Annotated in this window: 24 protein-coding genes; 9 read left to right on the top strand and 15 right to left on the bottom strand. The window is 65.3% G+C overall.

Features of this window, described 5'->3' with window-relative positions; genetic code table 11:
- Positions 1-89: 89 nt before the first annotated feature.
- Together ACTJKX_RS22955 and ACTJKX_RS22950 are read left to right on the top strand one after the other, a co-directional pair.
- Positions 90-773 carry a lysophospholipid acyltransferase family protein gene (locus ACTJKX_RS22955; protein ID WP_440726635.1) on the top strand — a complete coding sequence of 228 codons (684 nt, stop codon included), beginning with the start codon at positions 90-92 and terminating at the stop codon, positions 771-773.
- Between the two features lie 129 nt (positions 774-902).
- On the top strand, positions 903-1,778 hold the full coding sequence (locus ACTJKX_RS22950) for an EamA family transporter (protein ID WP_440726634.1): 876 nt from the start codon (positions 903-905) through the stop codon (positions 1,776-1,778).
- On the opposite strand, the gene ACTJKX_RS22945 is transcribed toward ACTJKX_RS22950, so the two are convergent.
- Positions 1,762-2,670: a DMT family transporter gene (locus ACTJKX_RS22945; protein ID WP_440726633.1), complete on the bottom strand. Its 909-nt coding sequence runs from the start codon at positions 2,668-2,670 to the stop codon at positions 1,762-1,764. The two genes, ACTJKX_RS22950 and ACTJKX_RS22945, sit on opposite strands and share 17 nt — an antisense overlap.
- A 120-nt stretch (positions 2,671-2,790) precedes the next feature.
- Between ACTJKX_RS22945 and ACTJKX_RS22940 the strand changes: the two genes are divergently transcribed.
- Positions 2,791-3,225: an Lrp/AsnC family transcriptional regulator gene (locus tag ACTJKX_RS22940; protein ID WP_068298273.1), complete on the top strand. Its 435-nt coding sequence runs from the start codon at positions 2,791-2,793 to the stop codon at positions 3,223-3,225.
- 23 nt (positions 3,226-3,248) lie between these two features.
- Here the strand turns inward: ACTJKX_RS22940 and ACTJKX_RS22935 are convergent, their stop codons facing one another.
- From ACTJKX_RS22935 to acnA, 3 genes are all read right to left on the bottom strand, one after another.
- The gene (locus ACTJKX_RS22935; RefSeq protein ID WP_311935782.1) at positions 3,249-3,521 is read right to left on the bottom strand and encodes a hypothetical protein; all 273 of its coding nucleotides are present in this window, start codon (positions 3,519-3,521) and stop codon (positions 3,249-3,251) included.
- A gap of 274 nt (positions 3,522-3,795) precedes the next feature.
- On the bottom strand, positions 3,796-4,464 hold the full coding sequence (locus ACTJKX_RS22930) for a carbonic anhydrase (protein WP_440726632.1): 669 nt from the start codon (positions 4,462-4,464) through the stop codon (positions 3,796-3,798).
- A gap of 164 nt (positions 4,465-4,628) precedes the next feature.
- Positions 4,629-7,310, bottom strand: a complete 2,682-nt coding sequence (gene acnA / locus ACTJKX_RS22925; protein WP_440726631.1) for an aconitate hydratase AcnA — start codon at positions 7,308-7,310, stop codon at positions 4,629-4,631.
- A 384-nt stretch (positions 7,311-7,694) separates the two neighbouring features.
- Between acnA and ACTJKX_RS22920 the strand changes: the two genes are divergently transcribed.
- Entirely contained in the window at positions 7,695-7,982 is a 288-nt protein-coding gene (locus tag ACTJKX_RS22920) for a hypothetical protein (protein ID WP_311935771.1), read from the top strand.
- A 70-nt stretch (positions 7,983-8,052) separates the two neighbouring features.
- Here the strand turns inward: ACTJKX_RS22920 and ACTJKX_RS22915 are convergent, their stop codons facing one another.
- Complete coding sequence (locus ACTJKX_RS22915) at positions 8,053-8,934, bottom strand: LysR family transcriptional regulator (RefSeq protein WP_394312405.1); 882 nt, start codon at positions 8,932-8,934, stop codon at positions 8,053-8,055.
- 123 nt (positions 8,935-9,057) lie between these two features.
- On the opposite strand from ACTJKX_RS22915, the gene ACTJKX_RS22910 reads away from it, so the two are divergent.
- A complete protein-coding gene (locus ACTJKX_RS22910) occupies positions 9,058-10,287 on the top strand; it encodes a YbfB/YjiJ family MFS transporter (RefSeq protein ID WP_440726630.1) in 1,230 nt (409 codons plus the stop codon).
- 119 nt (positions 10,288-10,406) lie between these two features.
- Positions 10,407-12,074, top strand: a complete 1,668-nt coding sequence (locus tag ACTJKX_RS22905; protein WP_440726629.1) for an amidohydrolase — start codon at positions 10,407-10,409, stop codon at positions 12,072-12,074.
- A gap of 53 nt (positions 12,075-12,127) precedes the next feature.
- On the opposite strand, the gene ACTJKX_RS22900 is transcribed toward ACTJKX_RS22905, so the two are convergent.
- The 7 genes from ACTJKX_RS22900 to ACTJKX_RS22870 form a co-directional block, all read right to left on the bottom strand.
- Entirely contained in the window at positions 12,128-13,522 is a 1,395-nt protein-coding gene (locus tag ACTJKX_RS22900) for an amidohydrolase family protein (protein WP_440726628.1), read from the bottom strand.
- A gap of 174 nt (positions 13,523-13,696) precedes the next feature.
- Complete coding sequence (locus ACTJKX_RS22895; RefSeq protein WP_367625962.1) at positions 13,697-14,554, bottom strand: LysR family transcriptional regulator; 858 nt, start codon at positions 14,552-14,554, stop codon at positions 13,697-13,699.
- 136 nt (positions 14,555-14,690) lie between these two features.
- Entirely contained in the window at positions 14,691-15,200 is a 510-nt protein-coding gene (gene irrA, locus ACTJKX_RS22890; protein WP_311935754.1) for an iron response transcriptional regulator IrrA, read from the bottom strand.
- Between the two features lie 113 nt (positions 15,201-15,313).
- The gene (locus tag ACTJKX_RS22885; RefSeq protein ID WP_376717661.1) at positions 15,314-16,507 is read right to left on the bottom strand and encodes a lytic murein transglycosylase; all 1,194 of its coding nucleotides are present in this window, start codon (positions 16,505-16,507) and stop codon (positions 15,314-15,316) included.
- 138 nt (positions 16,508-16,645) lie between these two features.
- The gene (locus tag ACTJKX_RS22880; RefSeq protein ID WP_311935749.1) at positions 16,646-17,230 is read right to left on the bottom strand and encodes a cob(I)yrinic acid a,c-diamide adenosyltransferase; all 585 of its coding nucleotides are present in this window, start codon (positions 17,228-17,230) and stop codon (positions 16,646-16,648) included.
- 300 nt (positions 17,231-17,530) lie between these two features.
- Positions 17,531-17,860: a hypothetical protein gene (locus ACTJKX_RS22875; protein ID WP_376717660.1), complete on the bottom strand. Its 330-nt coding sequence runs from the start codon at positions 17,858-17,860 to the stop codon at positions 17,531-17,533.
- 105 nt (positions 17,861-17,965) lie between these two features.
- On the bottom strand, positions 17,966-18,157 hold the full coding sequence (locus ACTJKX_RS22870) for a twin transmembrane helix small protein (RefSeq protein ID WP_068298234.1): 192 nt from the start codon (positions 18,155-18,157) through the stop codon (positions 17,966-17,968).
- A 199-nt stretch (positions 18,158-18,356) separates the two neighbouring features.
- On the opposite strand from ACTJKX_RS22870, the gene ACTJKX_RS22865 reads away from it, so the two are divergent.
- The gene (locus ACTJKX_RS22865) at positions 18,357-19,295 is read left to right on the top strand and encodes a PfkB family carbohydrate kinase (RefSeq protein ID WP_440726627.1); all 939 of its coding nucleotides are present in this window, start codon (positions 18,357-18,359) and stop codon (positions 19,293-19,295) included.
- A gap of 106 nt (positions 19,296-19,401) precedes the next feature.
- On the top strand, positions 19,402-20,031 hold the full coding sequence (gene eda / locus ACTJKX_RS22860; protein ID WP_440726626.1) for a bifunctional 4-hydroxy-2-oxoglutarate aldolase/2-dehydro-3-deoxy-phosphogluconate aldolase: 630 nt from the start codon (positions 19,402-19,404) through the stop codon (positions 20,029-20,031).
- Positions 20,032-20,097: 66 nt separating this feature from the next.
- Here the strand turns inward: eda and ACTJKX_RS22855 are convergent, their stop codons facing one another.
- Both ACTJKX_RS22855 and ACTJKX_RS22850 read right to left on the bottom strand, forming a co-directional pair.
- Entirely contained in the window at positions 20,098-20,871 is a 774-nt protein-coding gene (locus ACTJKX_RS22855) for a transporter substrate-binding domain-containing protein (protein ID WP_440726625.1), read from the bottom strand.
- 240 nt (positions 20,872-21,111) lie between these two features.
- A complete protein-coding gene (locus tag ACTJKX_RS22850) occupies positions 21,112-24,162 on the bottom strand; it encodes an aminotransferase class III-fold pyridoxal phosphate-dependent enzyme (RefSeq protein WP_440726624.1) in 3,051 nt (1,016 codons plus the stop codon).
- A 237-nt stretch (positions 24,163-24,399) separates the two neighbouring features.
- Here ACTJKX_RS22850 and ACTJKX_RS22845 point away from each other — a divergent pair, with 237 nt between their 5' ends.
- Positions 24,400-24,837: an Lrp/AsnC family transcriptional regulator gene (locus ACTJKX_RS22845; RefSeq protein ID WP_311935732.1), complete on the top strand. Its 438-nt coding sequence runs from the start codon at positions 24,400-24,402 to the stop codon at positions 24,835-24,837.
- Between the two features lie 34 nt (positions 24,838-24,871).
- On the opposite strand, the gene ACTJKX_RS22840 is transcribed toward ACTJKX_RS22845, so the two are convergent.
- Positions 24,872-26,020, bottom strand: a complete 1,149-nt coding sequence (locus tag ACTJKX_RS22840) for a DUF4272 domain-containing protein (RefSeq protein WP_440726623.1) — start codon at positions 26,018-26,020, stop codon at positions 24,872-24,874.
- Between the last annotated feature and the right edge of the window lie 179 nt (positions 26,021-26,199).

The raw sequence follows: 26,199 nt of genomic DNA, 5'->3' as shown, positions 1-26,199 counted from the left end.
TATCCGGCTCTCCTGGGCGGCGTCCGCCTGCCCGCAATGCCCGTGCAATCCGCCCACCCTAGGTTGCGCCCGCATTCGGGAGCTGGACGATGATCCGCAGGAAGCAATGGGCCGCCAGGGCAGCCGGCTATGGGCTGCATGCCTATATCAGTGGCGTGATGCGCACCACGCGCTTCGCCCCTCTGCCGGGCGAGCAGCGGCCCTGGGAGAGGACGGACGGTTCCTTCATCGCACTGACCTGGCATGGCCAGCAGATGCTGAGCATCGCAGCCCTGCGCGGGGCGCCGCGCACCAGCGTGCTGGTCTCGCTGCATTTCGACGGCTCGGTGATTGCCACCGCACTGGCGTGGGCCGGCTACGGCACCATCCGCGGCTCGGGCACCCAGACCCGGGCCAAGATCCGGGGCAAATGCGGCATCCCCGCCTTCCTGGCGATGCGCCAGGCGCTGGAAACAGGCACCAATGTGCTGATGACGGCCGACGTGCCCAAGGTCGCGCGTGTCGCCGGCAAGGGCGCGGTGCAGCTCGCGCGGGCGACCGGACGGCCGATCTTCCTGTTCGCGGCGGTGACTAGCGCCCGCATCGACCTCGACAACTGGGACAAGGCCAGCCTGGTGCTGCCCTTCGGGCGCGGCTGCGTGCTGTGGTCGGAAGCCCTTACTGTGCCCGGTGATGCCGACGCAGCGGAGATCGACGCGATCAGCCATCGTATCACTACAGGGCTGGACAGCCTGCATGCCGAGGCCCATCGACGATTGCGTTCCCGGACCTGACGGCACTCCTTCCGCGTTTTGGCGAGATGTTGACGGGCTTTGGCGCGGCCATGCGTTCCGAGGAGACGGGGGACGAAGCTAAGAGGGGCGGAGCCTGGACGGAAGTACGCTCCCTCCCATGGCCGAACAGTGGACGCAAACATAGCAATTCTTCTCGGCCTGGCGGCAGCCCTGTGCTGGGGCGGCACGGATTTCCTCGGTGGCGCGGCGGCGCGGGCACTCGGCGTTCGCCGCGCTTTGTTCTTCAGCCAGGCGGTCGGCTTCATCACCCTGTCGTTGCTGCTCTTCTTCCTGCCGGCCGTGCGGGAACATATGGCGCGGGCTCCAATGTCGGCCTGGCTGTGGGGGATCGCCGCCGCCCTCGGCAATTTCCTGGCGATGCTCGCTTTGCTCTCGGCCCTGGCGCGCGGCAAGGCAGCCCTGATCGCACCGATCGCCGCCACCTACGGCGCGATCACCACTCTACTTTCCCTGGCCGCAGGCGAGGCCCTGGGCGGATGGGCGCTGGCAGGCCTCGGCCTGTGTTTCGTCGGCGTGCCCTGCACAGTCTACGCACCGGACGAGGCAAGCGCCTCCTCGGCATCGAAGGCCCCGCTCCGGCTGGCGATGGCTGCCGCCCTGTTCTTCGGTATCGGCTTCTGGCTGCAGGGGCATCTTGCCTTGCCCGGACTCGGGGCCACCGCGACGCTCTGGCTGCTCTACGCCACAAACCTGGCCTGCCTCGCCGGCCTGCTGGCGGCCAGGCCCACTGAATTCCGCCTGCCGCCCACCTCGCTCTGGCTCCTCATCACCGCGATCGGCCTGCTCAGCCTGTGCGGCTTCGGCACGCTGGCCCTCGGCGCGCTCACCGGGGCCGTCGCGGTGGTCACCGTGCTGAGCACGCTGTCCGGCGCCGTCACCGCCGCCCTCGGCGTGGTGCTGCGCGGCGAAAGGCTGTCGGCGTTGCAATGGTTCGGCATCGCCGCCGCCCTTCTTGGCGTCCTCCTGCTCAGGATCGGGGGCTAGCCGGCGTCCCCGGCACCGCTGCCTCGTTCCGGCGCAAGGGCGACCAGCCGAGCGTCATGCCGGCCGCCGCGACCAGGATGGCGCCGGCACCAACCATCTGCAGCCAGTCCAGACGGTGGCCGAAGGCGACAAGGTCGACCAGGATCGCCACCACCGGATAGATGAAGGAGAGCGCGCCGGTGAGGCTGGTCGGCAGCTTCTGGATGGCGCCGTAGAGCAGGATATACATCAGCCCGGTATGGACGATGCCGAGCGTGCCCAGGATGGCCCAGGTCTGTTCGCCGGCGGGTGGATGGGATAGGCTGGCGAGCGGGGCCAGCATCAGGGTGCCCACGATCACCTGGATCAACGCGATCAGGTGCGGCGGCACGCCCTTGAGCTTCTTGGCGACCAGAGCGGCGATGGCATAGAAGAAGGCGGCGCCGAGCGCCAGGCCGATGCCGACCAGATAATCGGTCCCCGCAGCCCCGCTTTTGGCCTGTACGATGCCGAGCATGCCGGCAAAGGCGAGGCCGAGCCAGAACAGCTTGGACGCCGTCAACTTCTCCGAAAAGAACAGCACGCCGAAACCCACCAGCATGAAGGGCTGGGTGTTGTAGACGGCGGTGGCGATCGAGATCGAGGCGCGCGGATAGGCGGCAAACAACATGAGCCAGTTCGCCACGATGGCGATGCCGCCGACCACGGCGAGGCCGATCTGACGCGCTGTGATAACGTCGCGCCTGAAAAGGCCGAGTCCCAGGCAGATCAGGGCGAGCGTGCCCGCCCCGAACAGGCAGCGCCAGAACACCACGTCGATGACCGGCTGGCCGGACAGGATGACGAACCAGCCGATCGTGCCGGATATGATCATGGCCGCCGTCATCTCGGCCGTTCCGCGGAGCTTGTCCATGGCATGCACCTCTCAAAGGAGGCTGAATTCTATTCGGGCACCGTGCAGTTTTATATGGATAGGATTAGGTACAATATGACATCCTCCTAAATCACGAAGGAAAAATCGTGGATTGGCATCATGCTTGATGAAGTGGACAAACGCATCGTCGACATTCTGGTCGAGAATGCCCGCATCTCGCTGAAGGAACTGGCGGGCCGGGTGAACCTGTCCTCCCCCTCGACCTCGGAACGTCTCAGACGCCTGGAGGAGCGCGGCGTGATCCGCGCCTTCACCGTGGACGTCGATCCGCAGGCCCTCGGCTATACGCTGCAGGCGATCGTGCGCATCCGCCCCCTGCCCGGCCAGTTGCCCCGGGTGCAGAGGCTGATCGAGGAAATCCCGGAATTCTCCGAATGCGACAAGGTCACCGGCGACGACTGCTTCGTCGCCCGGCTGCATCTGCGCTCGATCGAACAGCTCGACGAGATCCTCGACCGCCTCATCGACAAGGCCGAGACCAACACCGCCATCGTCAAGTCGCAGCCGGTGAAGCGCCGCCTGCCGCCGCTGTGAGGGCGCGCTTCGCCGAGACGAGATCAGCGCAGGAACAGCAGCGCCCCCGTCGCCACCAGCAGCAGCCAGGCGATGCCGTCCCATTCCGTCAGCGAGGAGGATGGTGCCCGGCGACGAGCCCCGAACGCCGCCATCGCCTGCAGCACGGCAAAGAGGGCGAGTAGCGCGGCGAAGGTCGCCGCAAAAGCCTTCGATCCACAGGCCGCCAGCAAGGCGGCGAAGAGGACTTCGGCAGCAAAGACGTGAATGGTTACCCTGGACACGATGTCCAGTTTTTTCGGGACTGAATGCGACATGGCGGAAGCGGTTCTGAAAATGCCTTGTTCTCACGCCGGCCCGCGAAAGCATTCGGTCGGACGAGGGAAAGATAAGGACGTTATCCTGCCCTGCCGCAATTGTTCGGCGGGCTGACATCGAAGGCATTTTACGAAATGGCAAATCCATTACACAAATAAATATTGTGTATTATTTTAAGCATGGTGCGTAAGCAAAATATAAGGACGCCGGCCCTGCTTTAGGCGGGCGGTGCAATATTCCGGGGTCGCAGGCGTCTCGCCTGCGACGTCCTCCTCAGTCGCAGCGCAGCAGGGAAGGCGGCGCGCCGATGTCGGCAACCACTGCCTCGAAGCGGCGGGTCTCGGGATCGCGCACCAAGAGATGGCCGGAAGCGATGCCGAAATAAGCGCCGTGGAGCTGCAATTCGCCGGCATCGACGCGGCGGCGCACGCTGCCGAAGGTCATCAAATTGGCGAGGCTCTGTTCCACGGCGGCCAAAGCAAGACGGGTGATATAGTCTTCCGACGGCGTCTCGCCGGGATCCTCGAGCGTATCAACCGCTGGGGCTATGATCGACATCCATTTGCCGATGAAGTCGCCGGAGGACAGCGGCGCCCGCTTCTCGGCGAAGGAGCGGATGCCGCCGCAGCTGGCATGGCCCATGATCACAATATGCTTGACCTTGAGCGCCTCGACCGCAAATTCCAGCGCGGCGCTGGTGCCGTGGAACTGGCCGCCCGCTTCATAGGGCGGCACGATATTGGCGACGTTGCGCACCACGAACAGCTCGCCGGGTCCGGCGTCGAAAATCACTTCGGGCGAGACCCGCGAATCACAACAGCCGATCACGAGCACTTCAGGGCTCTGCCCCGTGGTTCCCAACGTCTCGTAGCGCTGGCTTTCCCGGGAGAAGCGATCACCGAGGAAAGACTTGTAGCCGGCGATGAGACTGTCGGGGAACATGGGATCTCCTCGGAGCGCGGACATCCTGTCCGCTCTTGAAACGACAACGGTCGAGAAGAGAGCGAGGCGGTGATCTCAAGAGACACCGCCATGCATGGATACCGGAAGAGGGCGGATACCGCGACATGCAAACATGTCGTCGAGAGGCCCCCGCCCTCCCGGGATTATGCCGCCAGGTTGCGCAGCACGAACTGCAGGATACCGCCGTTCTTGAAGTAGTCGAGCTCATCCAGTGTGTCGATGCGGCAGAGCAGCGGCACCTTGACGACCTTGCCGTCGGCGAAGGTGATCTCGGCCTCGATGGTGGCGCGCGGCTTGATCGTCTCGATACCCTCGATCGTCACCGTCTCGTCGCCCTTCAGGCCCAGCGTCTGCCAGGAGGTGCCTTCGGCGAAGGTGAAGGGCACCACGCCCATGCCGACCAGGTTGGAGCGGTGGATACGCTCGAAGCTCTGGGCGATCACGGCGCGCACGCCGAGCAGCTTGGTGCCCTTGGCCGCCCAGTCACGCGAGGAACCGGTGCCGTATTCCTTGCCGGCGAACACGACCAGGGGCACGCCCTCGGCCTTGTAACGCATGGCCACGTCATAGATCGGGGCTTCCACGCCATCGGGATAATGGATGGACAGGCCGCCTTCGATGCCCGGCAGCATCTGGTTCTTGATGCGGATATTGGCGAAGGTACCGCGCATCATCACCTGATGGTTGCCGCGGCGGGTGCCGTACTGGTTGAAGTCCACCGGGCGGACCTGATGGTCGCGCAGATATTCGCCCGCCGGGCTCGCCGCCTTGATCGAACCGGCCGGGGAGATGTGGTCGGTGGTGATCGAGTCGAGGAAGAGGCCAAGGACACGGGCCTTGTGCACGTCGGTGGGCGGCACCGGCGTCTTGGTCATACCGTCGAAATAGGGTGGGTTCTGCACATAGGTCGAACGCTCGTCCCAGGCATAGGTCTGCCCGGCCGGGGCCGAGATCTTCTGCCAGTTCTCGTCGCCCTTGAAGACGTCCGCATATTTGGACTTGAACATCGCCTGGGTGACGAATTCGTCGATCACCGCCTGAATCTCGGCACCATCGGGCCAGATGTCGGCGAGGAAGACGGGCTTGCCGTCGCTGCCGATGCCGAGCGGCTCCAGCGTGAGATCGACCTGCAGGGAGCCGGCCAGCGCATAGGCGACCACCAGCGGGGGCGAGGCCAAATAGTTGGCCTTGACGTCCGGATTGACGCGGCCCTCGAAGTTGCGGTTGCCCGAGAGCACCGCGGCAGCGACGATGTCACCCTTGTTGACGGCCTCCGAGATCGGCTCGGGCAGCGGGCCCGAATTGCCGATGCAGGTGGTGCAGCCGAAGCCCACCAGGTTGAAGCCGAGGGCATCGAGGTCCTTCTGCAGGCCGGACTGGCTGAGATAGGCTTCCACCACCTGCGATCCCGGGGCGAGCGAGGTCTTGACCCAGGGCTTGGACTTCAGGCCCTTGGCCGCCGCCTTGCGGGCGAGCAGGCCGGCCGCGACCAGCACGGAGGGATTGGAGGTGTTGGTGCAGGAGGTGATGGCAGCGATCGTCACCGCGCCGTGGCCGATGCCATAGTCGGTGCCGGCGACGGCCTGGGTCTTGCCGGCCTCGCCTGGCTTCTTGAACTCGCCTTCCAGCGCGGCGAGGAAGCCGGCCTTGGCATCGGAGAGCAGCACGCGGTCCTGCGGGCGCTTGGGACCGGCCAGCGAAGGCAGCACGGTGGCGAGGTCGAGCTCGAGGATGTCGGTGAACACCGGATCGAAGCTCGCCGCGGTGCGGAACATACCCTGTTCCTTGGAATAGGCCTCGACCAGCGCGATGCGGTCGGCGTCGCGGCCCGATTTGTCGAGATAGCGCAGCGTCTCGGCATCGACAGGGAAGAAGCCGCAGGTCGCGCCATATTCCGGCGCCATGTTGGCGATGGTGGCCTTGTCCTCCAGCGTCATGGCGTCGAGGCCCTGGCCGAAGAACTCCACAAACTTGCCGACCACGCCCTTCTTGCGCAGCATCTGGGTGACGGTGAGCACGAGGTCGGTGGCGGTGACGCCGGCCGGCAGCTTGCCGGTGAGGCGGAAGCCGATGACTTCGGGGATCAGCATCGAATTGGGCTGGCCGAGCATGGAGGCCTCGGCCTCGATGCCGCCGACGCCCCAGCCGAGCACGCCCAGGCCGTTGACCATGGTGGTGTGGCTGTCGGTGCCCACCAGCGTGTCGGGATAGGCGACGGTGACACCGTCCTCTTCCTTGGTCCACACCGTCTGGGCCAGATATTCGAGATTGACCTGGTGGCAGATGCCGGTGCCCGGCGGCACCACGCGGAAATTGTCGAAGGCCGACTGGCCCCATTTCAGGAAGCGGTAGCGCTCCTGGTTCTGTTCATATTCGCGGGCGACATTGTTCTTGAAGGCGTCGTTGTTGCCGAAATAGTCGACGACGACGGAGTGGTCGATGACCAGGTCCACCGGCACCAGCGGGTTGATGCGGGTGGGATCGCCGCCCAGCGCCTTCATGGCGTCACGCATGGCGGCAAGGTCGACCACGGCCGGCACGCCGGTGAAGTCCTGCATCAGCACGCGGGCGGGGCGGAAGGCGATCTCGCGCTCGGCCTTGCCGCGATTGGTGAGGAAGGCGGCGATGGCTTCGATGTCGCCCTTGGAAACGCTGCGGCCATCCTCGAAGCGCAGGAGGTTCTCGAGCAGGACCTTCATGGAGACCGGCAAGGCAGAAATGCCGGGAAGACCGTTCGCTTCCGCTGCCTTCAAGGAATAATAGGTATAGGTCTTCGAGCCCACCTGAAGTGTCTTGCGGGCTTTGAAGCTGTCGAGAGAGGCCATGGCAGGTTCCCTGAAAAAGGCCGGGGAGCGTCCCCAAGCCTATGATAGGTCAGCGGAATTCGCGCTCGCGAGGCGATTTGTGCGGCGCGGGATGGTGCGTTTATAGAAGGATTCCAGTCAGGCCGCTACTGCCTATTTGGCGACGTCTGCCATGCCCGGATCGCGGGGTCTGCCACCGGACGGGTAGGAGGCGGGAGCGGCAGAAAAATCGATAGGATTTTTACGCTTTGTTAAGGCTGCCGGCCGATTCCGGGGCAGAACACCGCGTTTCCTCTCTATTTCCGCGGTGTGACCATCGACACGGCACGCTCGCGCCGCAATCGGCATCTACTCCGCCAGCTTCAGCTTTCAGAACGCGGCCGAACGTTTGCTCTTGAGGATATCATGCAGCCCTTTGCCCCCTTGCTCGCCAAGCTTCGCACCGAGTTCCGGCATGCCTGGTTCCCGACCCTGCTGATCTGCTCGATGGTGATCCTGCATGACCTGGCCACCGGCATCCAGCATGGCGGCCTGGTGGTGGCGTTGCTGATCGCCGCCTTCATTCTCGCGCGCCCCGCCTTGCTGCGCCAGCGCTCGCCGCTGCAGAGCTGGCGCCACAGCCTGATCTATGCCGGCACCATCCTGGTTGCTACCCTGGTCTCCCTGGGCACGCTCGACTGGCTGAAGCTCTAGGAACGGAGGACGACGGTCGAAGCGTTGCCGTATTCACGGTCGTTACGACATTGTCCATGGCTCGGCGCCTTCAGGTGCCGCTCGCGCCGAAGCTCGCTTGCGCCATGTCGAGAAAGGCCGACAGGGCGCTCGAAACATAGCCATCCGCCCGGCGCACGAACAGCGTATCGACCTCGGATCGCCCGGGCGGGAGGTCATGGATGGCGATCCTGCCCTCCTGCCAGGTGCCAGCCACGACGCTTCTCGGCAACAAGGTGACGCCGACGCCCGCCGAGACACAGCTGATGATCGCTTCCAGTGAGCCGAATTCCAGCGGCCTTGCGGTCACGATTCCTCTCTCGGCCAGCAAGGCTTCGAGCCGCTGGCGATAGGAGCAACCGATCTGGAACACGATCGTCTTCAGATCCGCGACCGCAGCCAGTTCGTCGATGCTGCGATGGTTGCGCGCGGTGACGAGGACGAGCTCTTCCCGGAAGACCACCTGCCAGCTCAGTTCCGGATGGCTGATGGGGCCGGCAACGAAGGCACCTTCGAGGCGGCATGCCAGCACCTCGTCCACGAGCTTGCGCGTAGTGCCGGTGGCGAGGATGAGCCGGACGGCGGGGTAGGCCTTGGCAAACCGGCTGAGCAGGCCGGACAGCCGCAGGGCCGCCGTCGTTTCCAGGCTGCCGAGCGACAGGGCGCCACTCGGCACGCCCTCGTCCTGCGCGGCCATTCGCGCATCCGCGAGCAGCCTGGCGATGCGGCTGACAAAGGGCAGCACCCGCTGCCCCGCCGGCGTGGTGGAGACACCGCGCGCATGGCGCTGGAACAGGCTGACGCCAAGGTCCTGTTCGAGTGTACGGATGCGAGCCGTCACATTGGATTGGACGGTGTTCAGCTCCTGGGCGGCCCGGTTCATGCTGCCGAGCCGGGATACGGCCTCGAAAACCTTCAGATCGGATATGTCCATGCCGGTCGCATCCGCCACCAATTGGCTAATCTCAAAAAGAGATAATTCATATCTTTTATATTCGTTTTTATAGATTGATACAGGCTCGTATGGTCGTCAAGCGTGACAATCGAGGGTCGACGAATGGCCGGCACCACCATCTTGGACCGTGGCGGGAATTCCCGGGAGGGCAGCCTCAATCTGTGGAGGGCCATTCTGTCCGCCTTCTGTGCCAGCCTGATCGGCATCGGCCTTGCCCGCTTCGCCTACACGCCGCTGCTGCCCGCGATCGTCGATGCACGCTGGTTCGAGGCCTCGACGGCCGCCTATCTCGGCGCCGCCAACCTGGCTGGCTATCTTGCCGGCGCCCTCATGGGCCGGCCGATGGCCGGGCGTTTCTCGACAGTGGCCACTCTCAGGGCCATGATGGCCCTGGCCACGCTCACCTTTTTCGCCTGCTCTTATCCGTTCGGCTTTGCCTGGTTCTTCGCCTGGCGCTTTGCCGCCGGGCTGGCGGGTGGCGTGCTGATGGTCCTGGCAGCTCCAACCGTCCTCACCCATATCGCACCGGCAAGACGGGGGCTTGCCGGCGGCGCCATCTTCATGGGGATCGGGGCGGGCATTGCCGCATCCGGCACGCTGGTGCCATTGCTCCTGCAGCAGGGACTGCGGCAGGCCTGGCTTGGCCTCGGTGCACTCTCGCTGCTGCTGATGGCCGCCGCCTGGAGCGGTTGGCCGCGCGGCGAGAATGCCACGGCCCGGCCCGCCGCGTCCGGCCATGCCCCGCGAACGGCAAGCCTGCGTGCCCTTTATGCCGAATACGCCCTCAATGCCGCCGGCTGGGTGCCGCACATGATCTTCCTGGTCGATTTCGTCGCGCGGGGATTGGGTGAAGGCGTCGAGGTCGGCGCTCTCTATTGGACCATCTTCGGCATCGGCGCCACCATCGGCCCTCTGCTGGCCGGTCACCTTGCCGATCGCATCGGCTTCGGCGCGGCCTTGCGCATGGCCTTCCTGCTCGAGGCCGTCGCGGTAGCGCTGCCTGCCGGTATGGCCGGGCAGGCATGGCTGATCGGCTCGAGCTTGATCGTGGGTGCCTTCGTCACCGGCACGGTGCCGCTGGTCATCGGCCGCATCCATGAACTCCTGCCGCACCACCCTGCCCAGCAAAAACGGGCCTGGAGCCTGGCGACGGTTTGGTTCGCCCTGTTCCAGGCCGGTGCCGCCTATGCCCTGTCCTTCCTCTTCGCCCAGAGCGGCGGCAATTACCGCCTGCTCTTCGTGATCGGCGCGGCCGCGATGATCCTCGCTTTGGCGATCGATCTCGTCGCCAACGGCATTGGCCGTCCTGGCAACGAAGGCAGGCAAGGCTGAGCGCCGTGGCATCGGGAACCGGCCGGGCACCGCCATATCCTTTCCCATCCGGAGCTTTACCTCCCACCGCTGCATGCCGATGATGCCCGCGAGGGGAATCGTACAGGGGGGAACTGGGTATGAGGAAGGTCGGATTCGCGACCCTCGTTGCGGCCGCCACCATGGTGGCCACGCCCGTGCTGGCTGAGCCGGTCCTGATCGAGAACGTCAAGGGCTATACCGTCCGCAACGGCGAGCTCGTCCGCTTCGACGCTCTGGTCTTCGGCGAAGACGGCAAAGTCATCGCCACCGGCACGAACAAGGAACTGGTCAAGGCCCATGCAGGTGCCGTCAAACGCGACGGCCGTGGCAAGGTGATGCTGCCAGGCCTGATCGATGCGCATGGCCATGTCGGCGGCCTCGGCGAAACGCTGACGACGATCGATCTGTCTTCGACCGCCAGTCTCAAGGCCGCCCTCAAGCAAGTGAGTACCTATGCCGCGGCCAATCCCAAGGCGGCCTGGATTCGCGGCAGCGGCTGGAACCAGGTGATCTGGAAGCTCGGGCGCTTTCCGAACGCCGCCGAGCTCGACGCCGTGGTGAAGGACAGGCCGGTCTGGCTCGAGCGGGTCGACGGCCATGCCGGCTGGGCCAACTCGAAGGCGCTCGCCTTGGCCGGTATCACCAGGGACACCAAGGATCCCGATGGCGGACGCCTCGAACGCGATCCGCAGGGCAATCCCACCGGGGTACTGGTCGACAAGGCCATGGACCTCGTCGTCAAGATGCTGCCGGCCAAGACCGAGGCCGATCGCTCCGCCAATCTCACCGCCGCCCTCGCTCATATGGCCAGGCTTGGCCTGACAGGGGCGCATGACGCCGGCGTCGAGGCCGCCGACATCGATGTCTACAGAAAGTTCGCCGACGAGGGCCGCCTCACCGCTCGGATCTACGCCATGGTTGGCGGCGTCGGCGAGGATTTCAAGAAAGTCTCGGCTGGAGGCCCGCTGCTCGGCTATGGCCAGGACCGGTTGACGGTACGCAGTGTCAAGCTCTATGCCGACGGCGCGCTGGGCAGCCGCGGCGCTGCGCTGATCGAGCCCTATAGCGACGATCCCGGCAATCGCGGCCTGCTTTTCAAGAAACCCGAGGCGATGCAGGCCGATATCGAGACGGCACTGAAGGCCGGCTTCCAGGTCAATGTTCACGCCATCGGCGATGCCGGCAATCGCGAAGTGCTCGACGCCTTCGAGGGCGCCTTCGCCAAAGTGGGCGGGCGCGATCTGCGCAACCGCATCGAGCACGCCCAGGTGCTGGCGCTCACCGACCTGCCCCGCCTCGAGAGCCTCGGCCTCGTCGCCTCGATGCAACCCACCCACGCCACTTCCGACATGAACATGGCGGAAGACAGGGTCGGCCATGAGCGCATCCGCGGCGCCTATGCCTGGCGAACCGTGCTCAACCAGGGCACGGTGATTGCCGGCGGTTCGGACTTTCCGGTGGAATCGGCCGATCCGTTCTTCGGCCTGCACGCGGCTATCAACCGCACCGATCACGAAGGCAAGCCCGTCGCCGGCTGGCACGCCGAGCAGGCGATGACGCGGGTTGAAGCGTTCTGCGCCTTCACCCTGGATGCCGCCTACGCCGCACACCAGGAGAAGAGCCTCGGCAGCCTCGAACCGGGCAAATGGGCCGATTTCATCCTGGTCGACCAGGACATCTTTGCCGTCGATCCCCAGTTGATCTGGAAGACCAAAGTCGCGGAGACCTGGGTCGGCGGCAGGCGTGTGTTTCCTGCCGGAAGATGAGGGACGAAATCGGGGCCCCGTCGGGCAGGAACGCTGCTTTCGGCTCAGGCCCTTCAGGCCTGGCCGACGCTGCCATAGACCATGCGGCCCTGCTGGAAGGTGGCCGTACGCGCAGGCATGCGGGCCACCGCCTCGGCCGAGCAACTGGCGGGAACCAGGGTGAAACCCGCCTCGTCGCCGGCCTTCGGCCAGGCGCGCTTGCCGCTGTCGTCCAGCGGCAGCACGCCGCCGGTAGCGATCGACAAGGCGCGCGAGAGGTGGAACTCGTCCGAGCCGTCATAGAGCTGGGCGTAGAGATTGGCCTTTTCCAGCATGTCGCCGCTGCCGAAGGGCGACCAATGATCGATCACGCTGTCCGTGCCGGTCATCACGAAGACGCCCTTCTCGCTGAGTTGCGGCAGCGGCATCACAAAGCTGCCGATCGGCACCGTCGAGGCGATGGCGATACCCTGCGCGGCAAAGCGGGTGGCGAGTTCGGACAATGCCTGTGGCGAGAGCGTGCTAAGCGCGAAGGCATGGCTGATGGTAACCTTGCCCTTGAGCGCTGCGTTCTTCTCCACCGTATCGACCATGTAGTTGATCGCCGCCACGCCGGCCGGGCTGGTCTCATGCAGGTGAATGTCCACACCCTTGCCGGCATCGAGGGCGATCTGGAACATGGCGTCGAGGGATTTTTCCATGGCGCCATCGACATTGGTCGGGTCGAGCCCACCGACATAGGCGGCACCCATTGTCATCGCCTCGCGCAACAGCCCCTCGACCCCGGAGTGCAACAGGCCGTGCTGGGGGAAGGCGACGATCTCGCAGGAGAAATCTCCTTGGTGGTTCTCCAGCGCCCGCTGCACATGCTCCAGGGCCTTCAAGCCGCTGATCGGGTCGATGTTGCAATGGCCACGCGCCACCGTGCTGCCCTTGGACTGCAACAGGGCGATCAGCCCCTCGGCACGCTGCTGCGCGACAGGCAACAGCGTGGGCAGTAATTTCTGCTCCCGCGCGATCATGTCCATGATGGTCTTGCCTTGGCGCGGGCGCGGCGCCTGCCAGGGGCCGCCATAGAAAGTCTTGTCGAGATGGATGTGCATGTCGCGCATCGCCGGCAGCAGGAGCTGGCCATGTGCCCCGTAACGGGGCAGGCCGTCGGCCAGCCCGGCGTTGGCCGCATGCAGGGCTGCGATCTTGCCGTCCTTGATCTCCAGCGTGTAGAGCGCGGTGCGGGTGCCGATCACCGTCTCGCCGTCATACTCGAAGCCTTCTTCGAGCCGCACGTCGCGGAGATAATAATGACGATCTCGCAGCGTGGTGGCACCGGATTCGCCGCCTGGGCGGCCGGTGTCGGCCATCGCAGCCACGGCGCTGCCACCGGCCATGCCCATGACTGCCGAGGCGGCGCTGCGGTTTTCGCTGTGGCTGAGAACCGCCCTGAGGCTTGGCTGCTGGTGGTTTTCCAAGGTGTTTTCCTGCCTTCGATCGGTTGTCTGGGCTCCCAATTTACGGGAGAGCCAATTTCGATGGCAGCGAGATTTGCCAATGCTGACCATTCGATTCGACAATGATGGAGGCTCTCCACGAAGCGCAAATGAATAGCCAATCTTCATGCAGAAGGGAGCGGCGATTTCCGCACCCTAGGCCTCCAGCCCGCAGAAGGTGATCAGCCGCTCTGCCAGGGTGACGACGGCATCGACAGCACCATCGCGGAAATACAGCGCCAGCTCGAAATCGGTCACCGGCTGCAATCCCTCGGCCTCCCCCAATATGCGATGGCTGGGCAGCCGGCAGCCGGCAGGCAGCAGGGTGATGCCGAGGCCGGCGGCCGACGCCGCCATGAGCGCTCCGAGGCTGGCACTGCTGTAGCCGACCCGCCAGCGTCGGCCGAGATCATCGAGGGCCTGGCATAGTTCCTCGCGATAGAGCCCATTGGGCGGGAACACCGCCAGCGGCACCGGCGCCTGCTCGATGGCCGGATGGGCCAGGCTGTCCAGCCATAGCAGCGGTTCGGGCCGGGCAGCGCGTGGCGGCTGGCTGCGGCGCTGCTTGACCAGGATGAGGTCGAGTTCCTCGCGGCCATAGGCGGCATGCAGATCCGCGCTCAGGCCGCTGGTGACATCGAGCCGCAGATGCGGGTGCTCCCGGCTGAAGACAGCGAGCAGGTCGGCGGTGGGCACGGTATAATCCTCGGGCATGCCCAGCCGCAGTACGCCGTCGCGCCACAGGCCCGTCAGGGCATCATGCGCCTCCTCGTTGAGGGCGATGATGCGCCGGGCATAGCCCAGCAGCTTCACCCCCTCCTCGGTGAGCTGCACCTGATGCGAGGAACGTTCGAACAGCGGTTTGCCGAGCATCTCCTCCAGCCGACGGATCTGCTGGCTGACGGTGGACTGCGACAGGGATACGCGCTCCGCCGCACGGGTAAAGCTCATGGTGTCGCATACCGACACGAAGCTGTTCAGCAGCTGCGGATTGAACATCGGATAGCGATTCATGCGCCCACCGCCGGCACCCCTCGGTTCGATCGCCCGACAATAGACCACAGTGGGCTCGATTGCTTGGAACGAAGATGTGCAAAAGAAAACGGCGCGGTCGAGCCGCGCCGTTTCATCAAACTCGATGGAGGGTGCCTCAGTCCTTGCGGCGCAGACGCACGATCACGTCGACGCGCGCAACTTCATAGCCTGCCGGCACCTGCGGCATCTCGGCCATGTTGACCTCGCCGGGGATGTCGAGCACCTCATTGTCGCCTTCGACGAAATAATGATGGTGCTCGTGCACATTGGTGTCGAAATAGGTCTTCGACCCGTCCACGGCGAATTCGCGCAGCAGGCCGACTTCGGTGAACTGGTGCAGCGTGTTGTAGACGGTGGCGAGCGAGACCGGCACACGGGCCTTGGAGGCCTCGTCATGCAGCATCTCGGCGGTGATGTGCCGATCGCCCTTCTGGAACAGCAGCCAGCCCAGCGCCAGGCGCTGGCGGGTGGGCCTCAAGCCGACGTCGCGCAGCATCGAACGCACGTCATGGAACGGGCAGCCCGTGCGCTGGTGGTCGCGGGAGGGAAGCTCGCGCGAGGGCGATGCATCCGGCGTGGCCGCCTTGGCGGAACGATCGAAGTGAATGACTGTGGTCGCTGACATGATGCGGTTCTACAACTTTTCTCGGCGACATTCTAGGGCAAGTGATGCCGCAGAAGCAATCATCATAATGGCTGATGCCAACTAGCCCCTGGAAAAATGGCGCTTTTTGGCGATCATCCGCGCTTCAGGGCGGTCAGCACCTTCAACCCAGGGTGGCCGGTGACCGGCAGGCCGAGCCGGCGCTGCACGTCGCGGATGGCCTGGATGGTCTTGTTGCCGATCGAGCCGTCGGGCGTGCCGATATCATAGCCCTTGCGGGCCAGCAGGGCCTGCAATTCCTTGCGCTGCGCCCGCGACAGGCCAGGGTCGTCGGTCGGCCAGGGCGTCGCGAAGGGGCTGCCGCCCCGGATGCGGTCCGACAGATGGGCGATCGCCAGGGCATAGGACTCGGCAGCATTGTAAGAATAGATCGCATCGAAATTGCGGAAGACCACGAAGGCCGGCCCCTGCGGCCCGGCCGGCAACAGGATCGCAGCCCGGGCATTGCCGCCCTGCAGCGGCGCGCCATCGATGCGTGTCACGCCCATCGCGGCCCAGGAACCGAGCGGGCGCTTCTTGGTGCGGCCGGCTAGCCCCGCCTTGAAGCCGGGCGGCAGGCGCACCTCATAGCCCCAGCGCGTGCCGGAGGTCCAGCCGGAACGGGCCAGGTAGTTGGCGGTGGAGGCGAGCGCATCAGGCACGGAATCGACCACGTCGCGGCGACCATCGCCGTCACCATCCACGGCCAGGCGCAGGAAGGTCGAGGGCATGAACTGGGTGTTGCCGAAGGCGCCGGCCCAGGAACCGACGAGATGATCGGGATTGACGTCGCCGCGCTGGATGATCTTCAGCGTGGCGATGAGCTCACCCTGGAAATAGCCCTGCCGGCGGCCCGCATAGCAGGAAAGCGTGGCCAGCGACTGCACCAGCGGGCGCGTGCCCTTGCTCTCGCCATAATTGGACTCGACGCCCCAGACCGCGACCACTACCGCCGGGTCGACGCCGTAGCGCCGCTGCACGCCCGAGAGCACCGAGCCATATCTGGACAGCATCTGCTTGCCGTCGGCCACGCGTTGCGCGTCGACCAGCGAGGCCATGTAGTCCCAGATCGGTGTCTTGAACTCGGGCTGCTTGTTCATCGCGTCGATCACGGTCATGTCCGGCTGCAGGCCGCTGAACTGCCGGTTGATCACCGATGACGACACTCCCGCCGCGCCGGCGCGCGCGCCGATGGCGGAAAGGCACTGTTGGAAGGAGGCGGCCGACGCCGGCAAAGCGGAGAGGGCGAGCAGCGCAAGGGCGGACAGGACTGTCTTTTTCATGGCCATGATCATGATTCATCAAGGTAAATGAAAGATGGCCAAACCGGCCGAAATGGGGTGGGTCCGGATTAATTACGCGCAATGATTGCGTGGACGTGACGGGAGATCACGCAAAGGCCTTCTCCCCTCTCGGGGGCGGGGAGCTCACCTGTTCGCACCAGGCACCCAGAGCACGTCGCCGCTGGCCTTGTGGTTGAGGTAGCGGCTGGCCACGAACAAATGGTCGGAGAGGCGGTTGACATAGGCCAGCGCCTCGGCGGAGACCAGTTCGCCCACCGATTGCGACAGCGCCACCATCACGCGTTCCGCTCGCCTGCTGACGGTACGCGCCATGTGCAGATGGCTGGCGCAGGGCGTGCCGCCCGGCAGCACGAAACTCTTCAGCGGCGCGAGGTCGGCATTCATGGCGTCTATTTCCTGCTCCAGCCGGTCGACCTGGGCCTGAACGATGCGCAACGGCGTCCAGGTGATTTCCTTCTCGCCGCCCTCGGGCGTGCACAGATCGGCGCCGAGATCGAACAGATCGTTCTGGATGCGGGCGAGCATGGCGTCGACATCGGCGTCCTCGCGGGCGCTGTGCTGGCGGGCGAGGCCGATCACGGCATTAGCCTCGTCGACCGTGCCATAGGCCTCGACCCTCAGATCGGCCTTGGAACGGCGCTCGCCGGTGCCGAGCCCGGTGGAACCGTCGTCGCCGGTACGGGTGTAGATCTTGTTGAGACGAACCATTGCGCTTGCCCGAGTTTGTTTGGCTTTCAGGGATCATTGTCATTGCCGGAGCAGCGACGCAATCCAGGGGCCGGCAAGCGGAGAGGCTGAAATGCCTCTAGTGGCCCGGCCAGGAGAGCATCCGGCCGGGCCTTGTGCCGGCACCACGTTATCCCCAACAGGCACCGGACGGGCGGACCCTAGGGGTCGGATGTAACTCAAAGGTAAACGCAGGAAGGTTAATGGCAGCCATGGCGCGATGCCATTGACCGGGACAGGCCATGCGGCGGCTCACCAAGCCGCCGCTAGCCCCTCATGGGATCACTGGCTCAGGGCACCGCCGAGAAGGGCACCAAGCGCAAACGCTGCCACGGGGTACCACATGCCGTCACGGTGGCGACGATAGCCCGGCCGGTAATCGCGATAGCCGCGATAGCCGTGGTAATAGCCGGCACCATCCGGCCGGCGATTTGGTCCCCATCCCCTGGGATAGCGGTCGGGTCCGCGGTGCTGTCCACCCCAGGTGCCGGGGCGATGTTCTCTCCAGTCTCGCTGGTGTTGTTGGCGCGGAAAGAAATTTTGCGCTTGAGCGCTCGCCAATGGAGCAGCAATCACCAATGAAGCTAAGGCAATCTTGAAAAAATTCGACATGAATCGTTCCTCGGTTAATAAGAGAACCAAGGTTACGTTGCGAAATGTGAATGCAAGATGAAGCCTATATTCAAGATATCGTGGGTCTTGAAAAACGTTCTTCACTTATTTGTGAGCGAAATAGATCGCCGCCATGATGATGATGATCGCCACGGCTTGCAGCAGGACGCGCATCTGCATCAGCCGCTGGGAGCGCCAGCCATCGCCACCCTTGAGCATGTTGTGCAGGCCCATGCCGAGCACGATGGCAACCGCCAGGATGGCGAAGGGCACGAGAATATAGAAGAACTTGGCCATTCGCCGGTTCTATGCCTTCGCTTAGCCGGCGTCGAGGCCGATATGGCATCCGGTCGAAAAAGTCGCGGCCACCGGCGGCGATGTCGCCCTTCCACCGCTGGCCCGGGCAATGCTATGACAAATGCGATCATCCGCTCGAATACCGCGCCGCGGCCCCCTTCGTTCGATGACGTCGTTTTCATCGCACAGGGAGAGAGCGGTGCCCGAATCGGCCGGCAAGATCGTGCATGTGGTGTGCTGCGGCGCCTCTTCCTTCGATTCGATCTTCCAGCTCGATAGCCTGCCGAGCGGCCCTGGCAAGGTCCTGCCCAGCCGGGTAACCGAGGTGGCCCATGGCATGGCCGCCAGCGCCGCCGCCGCGATCGCCAAGCTGGGCGGGCGCAGCGCCCTGCTCTCGCGCGTCGGCGACGATGCCATCGGTGAGCGTATCGTCGCCGACCTGACGGCAGCCGGCATCGACTGTCGCTTCATCCGCAGGGCCCAGGGCGCACGCTCGCCAATCTCGACCGTGCTGGTCGACCGCCATGGCGAGCGGCTGGTGGTGCCCTATTACGATCCGGCGCTCGGCCAGGATCCGTCCTGGCTGCCGCTCGAACTGGTCGCCCGTGCCGACGCCGCGCTGGTCGACATACGCTGGCCCGAGGGCGCTGCCGCCGTGCTCAAGGCCGCGCGCGCTGCCGGCCGCCCCGCCGTGCTCGATGCCGACACCGGACCCGCCGGCGTAACGGCGGAACTTGCGGCGCTGGCAACCCACATCGTCTTCTCAGAACCGGCCGCGCTGGCGCTGAGCGGCGCATCGAGCCCCAGCGCGGCCCTGCATGCGCTGGCCGGACGTTTCACCGGCTTTCTCGCCGTCACCGCCGGACCGGAAGGCTGCTTTTGGCTCGACCGTAACAAGAACCAGGTCGAGCAGTTGCGCCCGCCGGCAGTCGAGGCGGTCGATACGCTGGCGGCGGGCGACGTCTTCCACGGCGCCTTCACCCTCGCCATCGCCGAAGGGGCGCCCATCCCGCAGGCCATCGCCTTCGCCAATGTCGCTGCCGCCCTGAAATGCCGCAGCTTCGGCGGGCGGCTGGGCACGCCCGACCGGACCGAGGTGGAGGCGATGCTGTCTAGAGCAAAACGCGTTCAGGCGTGAACGCCTATTTGCTCTAACTCTTTGTTCCGACGCGTCTTTGCGATTCGAGGTGACTTCGTCAAATCGCAAAACGCTATAGTTTGGAAAGTACAGGTCTGGAGGAAAGATGACGACCATTGCCGAATTGCGGGCCTGTCTCGCCGAAACCCCGATCCTGCCGGTCATGGCGATCAAGGATCTGGATGAGAGCCTCGCCGACATCGATGGCCTGGTAGCGGCGGGTGCGCCGGTGATCGAAATCCTTTTTCGCACGCCTGAGGCACCGGCAGCGCTCAAGGCGGCCAAGGCGCGCCATCCTCATTGCCTGTTCGGTGCCGGCACCATGCTGCTGGCAAACCATGTGCGTCTGGCCCTCGACGCCGGTGCGGACTTCACCGTCAGCCCCGGCCTCACGCCAGCCCTGCAGGCGCTGGTCGCCGCCAGCGGCCTGCCGCATATCCCCGGGGTGCAGACGGCCTCGGAGACCATGCAGGCCTGTGAATATGGCTATACGCTGATGAAATACTATCCCTCGGAGGCCTCCAACGGCCCCGCAGTGCTGGCGGACTACGCCAACATCTTCGAGGGCGTGGGCTTCGTCACCACCGGCGGCATCGAGACAGCACTGCTGCCGGCCTATGGCGCGGTGCGCAACATCGTTGCCGTCGGCGGCTCCTGGATGCTGCCCTCGCGCCATACGCCCGGCTCACCCTGCCTGCGGCAGCAGGCCGCCATCTTCAAGGCGGCGCGGGGATGAGGGCAAGCAGATTCCCGTGTGCGCGGATGTCTCGTCCGTGCACACGGGAAGGCCACTCTGCCTATCTCACTTCGGCGGCGTGCCGACCTCGAACTTGAAGTATTTCTTGGCCATCGGCTCGAACTCGCCGCTCTTGTAGATGGTGCGGATGGCGTCGTCGAAAGCGGCCTTCAGCTTGGTGTCGTCGTTGCGCATGCCGCCGCCGATGCCGGTGTCGAAGCTCGGATCCTTGGGGAAATCCTTGACCTCGCAGCAGGCCCCGTCCGAGCTGGTCAGAAAGCCCTGCATGCCCACGGCATCGCCGATGATCAGGTCGATGCGCCCGGCCGCCAGGTCCGAATTGGCGGTATCCTGCTGGCTGTAAACCTTCAGCGTCGCCTCCGGATGAGCCTTCTCGATATAGGCGGCGTGGATGGTGCTCACCTGCGCGCCGATGCTCTTGCCGGCGAGGCCACCGGAGCCGAAGTCGAACTTGTCGTCCTTGTTGCCGATGAATACGGACGGCGTGTTGTAGATCGGAAGGGTGAAAGCGATCTGCTTCTGACGCTCCGGCGTGATCGACATCGAGCCCCAGATCACGTCGATCTTGCCCGATTTCAGCGCCGGCATCATGCCATCCCAGGCCATCGGCGTGATCACGCAATCAAGCTTGGCGGTCTTGCACACGGCCTTGGCGTAGTCGAGCGCGAAGCCTTCCCACTCGCCCGAGGCATTCTTGTAGGCGATCGGCGGATAGGGTTCGGCGGCGATGCCGACCTTCACCTGATCGGCCTGGGCCGCAGCGGTGGCGGCGATCATGGCCGCGCCGGCGAGCAGCATCATCAGTTTCTTGGTCTTCATGGCAGGTTCCTCTCTGGTTTTTGCCGAATGCATTCGAGGCATCCGGGTGGTTGTGGTGGCGGATGGCGATGACAAAAGCCTTCTCCCCTTGAGGGAGAAGGTGGCATTGCAAAGCAATGACGGATGAGGGGTGTCGGCGCTGCTTGGAAAAGATTGCGGTTCTCCCCTCATCCGCCCCTTCGGGGCACCTTCTCCCTCAAGGGGAGAAGGCAGTCGCGTTCTTCCCGGCCTCCTCACAGCCTATTGCCGCGCCGCCACCTCATCGAAGGTCTCTTCCAGGACTTCCATGAGGAGATCGGCGTCGGCCTTGGCGAAGATCATCGGCGGGCGCAGCTTGAGGACATTGTCATGCGGCCCCTCGGTGCCCATCAGCACACCACGCCGGCGCGCGCCGTTGTTGACGGCCCGGGCGAATTCGGTGGCCGGCGCCTTGGTCTTGCGGTCGGTGACGAGCTCGATGCCGAGGAAGAGCCCCTGCCCGCGCACGTCGCCGATGATCTCGTGCCGCTCCTGCAGCTTGCGGAAGCGCGCCAGGAGATAGTCGCCCATGGCGAGGGCATTGGCGCGCAGGCCGTCACGCTCGATCACGTCGAGCACGGCAAGGCCGACGGCGCAGGAGACCGGATTGCCGCCGAACGTGTTGAAATATTCCATGCCGTTGTTGAAGGAAGCGGCAACCTCCTTGGTGGTCACCACCGCGGCCATCGGATGGCCGTTGCCGATCGGCTTGCCCATGGTGACGATGTCGGGCACCACGTCCTGCAGCTCGAAGGCCCACCAATGGCTGCCGACGCGCCCGAAGCCGACCTGCACCTCGTCGGCGACGCACAGACCCCCGGCCGCACGCACCATGGCGTAGACTTCCTTCAGATAGCCTTCGGGCAGGAAGACCTGGCCGGCGACGCTGGGGATGGATTCGGCCATGAACAAGCCGGGCGCCCGGCCCTGCCGTTTCATTTCGGCGATCTCGTCGGCCACCCTCTCAGCATAGCGGCTGGCGATCTCCGCCACCGGCCAATCCACCGGGGCGCGATAGCTGTCGGGGATGGCGGCCTCGAAGACATGCGCCTTGCGACCCTCGCCGCCCTTGCGCTTGTACTTGTAGGGGCTGAGGTCGATCAGGGCCTGTGTCGTGCCGTGATAGGCCCAGTCCAGCACGATCGCCTCGTCCCGGCCGGTGTGGGTGCGGGCCATGCGCAGCATCAGGCTGTTGGCCTCGCTGCCGGTGCAGGCAAAACTTGCCACCGTCAGATCGTCGGGCAGCGTGGCAGTGAGCCTTTCGGCATACTCGACGATATTGTCGTGCAGATAGCGCGTATTGGTATTGAGGATGCCCGCCTGGCGCGCCAGCGCCTCCACGACATCAGGATGGGCGTGGCCGAGATGGCAGACATTGTTGAAGCAGTCGAGATAGGCCCGGCCGCGATCATCGATCAGCCAGACGCCGTCGCCGCGCACGAACTTGATCGGCTCCTCGTAGGAGATCGAGAGGTTGGGCAAGAGGCCACGCTTGCGCTCGGCCACGATCGCCTCGCGGCTGCGGCCGGTCTGGTGGAAGGTCTCGGGCGGCACGCCGGCGAAATCGGCCGGATCGGGGAAGAGTTCGGCCCAAACGGGCAGATAGGGGGCTTCGCCGACACCGAGTATCTCCGTGGCCGTAAGGCCGGTCGCGGTTGACAGCTGCAGGTGCAGATGCGGCGCCCAGCCGCCATTCTCGGCCGGCGCACCCATTTCGCCGACGAGATCGCCGGCCTCCAGGCGGTCGCCTGGCTTGAGGCGCCCGACCGCCTCATGCGCCAGATGCCCCCACAGGCTGACGAAGGGCGGGCAGCCCTCCGGGGCGTGTTCGAGCTTGATCAGGCAGCCATAGCCGAGCGCCTCGGTCTCGATCACCACTTCCTTCACGCTCGCCGCCAAAGGCGTGAACAATTTGGTGCCGGCCGGCAGGAACAGGTCGAGGCCGAGATGGCGCGTGCGCCGCGTGCCCGCCACCAGGCGGGATTCGAACATCGGGCTGGTATAGACGGTGCGCTCCTCGCCCCAGGGGCCGATGCCGAGATCGATGCCCTCCCGCGCGCAATGTTCATCCCACCAGGCCGTCGCCTTTTCCGGCTCCTCGGTGGCGGAGGCCACGGTCATCGGATTGGCCGGATCGCCATAGGGCACCAGCCCCTTGCGCATGCGAGCCGGATGCTGCGACAGCACGGAGTGCAAGCCCTTGGCCTCCGCCCGGATCCAGCCGATCGCAGCCCGGGAACCGGGCGCGGCGTCGAAACCGCAGGCCTGGCGCAGGATCGCGGTGGCGAAGACGGGATTGATGGCATCGAGCCGCTGCAGCAACGCCCAGGCCGGCGCTTCGCTGACGGAGAGATAGGGATTGTCTGCGATCTTGTCGTGACGCTGGGCTGACATCGTCACGCTGATCACCAGGCGCATGGCGATCAGGTCGAAGAGAACGTCGATCTCCTGTTCCTGCAGCGGATAGGCGCCATGGAAGCCGGCGACGATGGCGGCGGCGGCCCCGATCGGATCGTCGAGATCGAGGATCGAATAGGCACAGGCGACGGCGACTTCCGCGATCAGCAACGAATGCAGGGCATCGCCGAAATCGATCAGCCCGGCGACGCGGCCCGAGCCGTCGGCATCGACGAGCACGTTCCAGTCATTGGCGTCGTTGTGGATGACGGCAGCGCGCAGCCCGGGCAGGCGCGGCGCCACCTTCGCATCGAAACGGTCGAGGAAGCGGGTCAGCAGGGCTCGCTTTTCCGGATCGGTGACGAAGCCGAGGCGCTGGCGCGCCTCTCCGGCTGTGCGGATATCCCATTCGAAGCTGCGGAGCGCACCAGGATGGATGAAACCCTGCATGGCGCGGTCGAGGTCGCCGAGCACGCGACCGAGATCGCCGAGGGTTTCGAGCGTGCGCTCGGCCTTGGCCAGCGGCTCGCCGAGCTGCCATTCGACCATGCGCGCCCGGAAAGGCCCACCTTGCGCCTCGACCACGGCGAGCGCCTGGCCGTCCCTGGCGCGCCTGAGCCGCGGTACGGAAAGACCGGGCGCATGCTGGGCGAGATGGTCGAGCAGGGCGGTCTGGAAGTCGCTCTGCTCCTGCGGCTCGCTGGCATTGACGATCTTGAGCACGAAGCCCGATTCGCCGTGCACGATGATGCGGAAATTCTGGTCGCGCTCGCTGGCGAGGGGGCTGATGCCGCCTTCGACGCCAAAGAAATCCCGCGCAATCGCTTGCGCCTCGGCGAGCGACAGGGAGGGCGCGGGATGAGTGAGATCGGTCATGGAAAAGCTTTTCGGCAAAGCGTTTTGCGATTTCTTGGAATCACCAAGAATCGCAAAGACGCGTCGGAACAATGAGTCAGAGCAAAGCAGCGATTACGTGTAACCGCGCTTTGCTCTAGGCTACGATGGTGCCGAGCTTCACCCGGACCGCGCGCCGGGGCATCCGTTTATCGGCCGGTTCGGCCGGACGTTTGCCGGCTTTGACCGGCAATCGGTCGGCGGCTAAGAAGGGCGGCGATGAAGGATCTCGACGACAAAGACCGCGCCATTCTCAGCATCCTGACGCGCGATGCCAAGATACCGCTGAAAACTCTGGCGGGCCGCATCGGATTGTCGCGCAGCGCCACCAGCGAGCGCGTGCTGATGCTGGAAAAAGCCGGCATCATCCGCGGCTACCGCGCCGATGTCGGCACGCTCGAAGACGGCGCGGTCGGCGCCTTCCTGATGATCAATCTGGTGCGCACGCCCGCGCCCCGCGTGCTGGACCAGCTTGCCGCCTATCCCGAAGTGCGGCGGGTCTCCTCGATCGGCGGCCAGCTCGACCTCGTGGTCGAGGTCGAGGCCCCCTCGATCGGCCGCCTCAACACCATCCGCGACAGCGTCGCCCTGCTCGAGGATGTCGACGACCTCACCACCGCCATCGTGCTGCGGCGGGATATCGACAGGATGGGGTGACGGCGTTTTCGAGAAGGCACGGGCATCATCACTTTCAGCTCGGCGTATCCGTATCGTCCCAAAGCGTGCCGGGCGGGTTGTGGAAGCCGGTCAGCCAGTTGAGGGCGAAATGGCGCTCCATCACCACGCCGCCGTCGAGGCCCACCGGCTCGGTGCCATTCTGCCGAGCCTGCCTGACAATCCAGTGCTGGCGCCAGGCAAGATCGAGGGCATCGAGAATCTCGGCAGCCGGCCGCAGGCTGACACGTGCGGGCAGGTCCTTGTCCTGGGCGCTCTTCAGCATGGCCAAAGTAAGGGTTCCGGCGTCAACGATCCTGTCCGCCGGCCCGGGTTCGATGCCGTCGATCGAAAGCGCCCAAGCCAGAATATTGACTGCCTCGTAACGCCAGCCCATGGCAACGGTGGTCTGGTTGTCCGGCGCTTCGGCCAGCATGAAAGCCTGCTCTCTGGGGGTCAGCGCGGCAATGCCGGCCGGATTGCGCTCGCGCAATTTCGTCAGGAGGCTGCCGTCTCCCTTGCCCATCGACTCGCCCTGAGTCGCCACGCAGATCAGGCCGAGCGCCCGAGCCAGCACCTCGCCCGCCGGCCGCAGCTCGACTTCCCCGATGCCGAGCGACGGGGGCATGCTGGCCGGCGGCTTCGGAGTGAAACCTTCCAGCGCTGCAAGCGTGCGCGTCCGCCGCTCCAAGGCGTCCGGCGGATAGGGCAAGGCGGCGGCGGTATCCGTGCTGCCGTCCGCGGTGATCAAGGCATTCATGTCGGCATCGCGCACCGAACCGTCCGGAAAGAACAGCACGGCATTGGCCCGGCGTGCCCAGGCCCCCATCGCCGGCAAATCCTCGTCGGCGACGGTAAAGCTCGCCTGGTTGCGCACGCGCTGGATGTGGCGCCACAGATGATAACGCTGCGCGGTCATCCGGCCATCACCCCGGCCCATGACATAGCCGGCAAAGCCTTCGAGATGCCCCGCCATCTCGGGATCCGACAGATCGCGCCGGTTGATCAGCCGGTGCGGGAAGTCGAGCGGCGGCACTTCCCGCAAGGTGGCATAGGCGTTGACGAGCCAGGATTCATCGTCCCCCTCCACCTCGTCCCTTTGCGCCTCGACGGCAGGCTTTGCCGCGCCCCGCCCGAAAATCCGCGAAAGAATGCCCAATGCCGCCTCCCCTGCACAGGCCGCCATGGCCCGCCTCATACCGTTACGGCAGCAGGACTATGGGCCGAGGTCAAGCTGGATCAGGCGGCTGTACTGTGTGGAGGTTTCCGGGGATACAGGCGCGCATGGATTATCCGGGGCAGGCTTGTCGCCATCAAGAGCCGAGCTGGCGGCGGCGCCGGGCGCACGGGCATCCTGCCCGTTCT

The organism is Labrys sp. 22185, from assembly GCF_052045555.1.
Taxonomy (GTDB): Bacteria; Pseudomonadota; Alphaproteobacteria; order Rhizobiales; family Labraceae; genus Labrys; species Labrys neptuniae.
The sequence above is the reverse complement of the archived record's forward strand: the minus strand, read 5'-3'. Positions and strand labels throughout refer to the sequence as shown.

What these genes read in the sequence shown, in the direction of transcription:
- ACTJKX_RS22955 (WP_440726635.1), top strand. Translation starts at nt 90, where the DNA reads ATGATCCGCAGGAAGCAATGGGCCGCCAGGGCAGCCGGCTATGGGCTG.
- ACTJKX_RS22945 (WP_440726633.1), bottom strand. Translation starts at nt 2,670, where the DNA reads ATGGACAAGCTCCGCGGAACGGCCGAGATGACGGCGGCCATGATCATA.
- ACTJKX_RS22940 (WP_068298273.1), top strand. Translation starts at nt 2,791, where the DNA reads ATGCTTGATGAAGTGGACAAACGCATCGTCGACATTCTGGTCGAGAAT.
- ACTJKX_RS22935 (WP_311935782.1), bottom strand. Translation starts at nt 3,521, where the DNA reads ATGTCGCATTCAGTCCCGAAAAAACTGGACATCGTGTCCAGGGTAACC.
- ACTJKX_RS22930 (WP_440726632.1), bottom strand. Translation starts at nt 4,464, where the DNA reads ATGTTCCCCGACAGTCTCATCGCCGGCTACAAGTCTTTCCTCGGTGAT.
- acnA (WP_440726631.1), bottom strand. Translation starts at nt 7,310, where the DNA reads ATGGCCTCTCTCGACAGCTTCAAAGCCCGCAAGACACTTCAGGTGGGC.
- ACTJKX_RS22920 (WP_311935771.1), top strand. Translation starts at nt 7,695, where the DNA reads ATGCAGCCCTTTGCCCCCTTGCTCGCCAAGCTTCGCACCGAGTTCCGG.
- ACTJKX_RS22915 (WP_394312405.1), bottom strand. Translation starts at nt 8,934, where the DNA reads ATGGACATATCCGATCTGAAGGTTTTCGAGGCCGTATCCCGGCTCGGC.
- ACTJKX_RS22910 (WP_440726630.1), top strand. Translation starts at nt 9,058, where the DNA reads ATGGCCGGCACCACCATCTTGGACCGTGGCGGGAATTCCCGGGAGGGC.
- ACTJKX_RS22905 (WP_440726629.1), top strand. Translation starts at nt 10,407, where the DNA reads ATGAGGAAGGTCGGATTCGCGACCCTCGTTGCGGCCGCCACCATGGTG.
- ACTJKX_RS22895 (WP_367625962.1), bottom strand. Translation starts at nt 14,554, where the DNA reads ATGAATCGCTATCCGATGTTCAATCCGCAGCTGCTGAACAGCTTCGTG.
- irrA (WP_311935754.1), bottom strand. Translation starts at nt 15,200, where the DNA reads ATGTCAGCGACCACAGTCATTCACTTCGATCGTTCCGCCAAGGCGGCC.
- ACTJKX_RS22885 (WP_376717661.1), bottom strand. Translation starts at nt 16,507, where the DNA reads ATGGCCATGAAAAAGACAGTCCTGTCCGCCCTTGCGCTGCTCGCCCTC.
- ACTJKX_RS22880 (WP_311935749.1), bottom strand. Translation starts at nt 17,230, where the DNA reads ATGGTTCGTCTCAACAAGATCTACACCCGTACCGGCGACGACGGTTCC.
- ACTJKX_RS22875 (WP_376717660.1), bottom strand. Translation starts at nt 17,860, where the DNA reads ATGTCGAATTTTTTCAAGATTGCCTTAGCTTCATTGGTGATTGCTGCT.
- ACTJKX_RS22870 (WP_068298234.1), bottom strand. Translation starts at nt 18,157, where the DNA reads ATGGCCAAGTTCTTCTATATTCTCGTGCCCTTCGCCATCCTGGCGGTT.
- eda (WP_440726626.1), top strand. Translation starts at nt 19,402, where the DNA reads ATGACGACCATTGCCGAATTGCGGGCCTGTCTCGCCGAAACCCCGATC.
- ACTJKX_RS22855 (WP_440726625.1), bottom strand. Translation starts at nt 20,871, where the DNA reads ATGAAGACCAAGAAACTGATGATGCTGCTCGCCGGCGCGGCCATGATC.
- ACTJKX_RS22850 (WP_440726624.1), bottom strand. Translation starts at nt 24,162, where the DNA reads ATGACCGATCTCACTCATCCCGCGCCCTCCCTGTCGCTCGCCGAGGCG.
- ACTJKX_RS22845 (WP_311935732.1), top strand. Translation starts at nt 24,400, where the DNA reads ATGAAGGATCTCGACGACAAAGACCGCGCCATTCTCAGCATCCTGACG.
- ACTJKX_RS22840 (WP_440726623.1), bottom strand. Translation starts at nt 26,020, where the DNA reads ATGGCGGCCTGTGCAGGGGAGGCGGCATTGGGCATTCTTTCGCGGATT.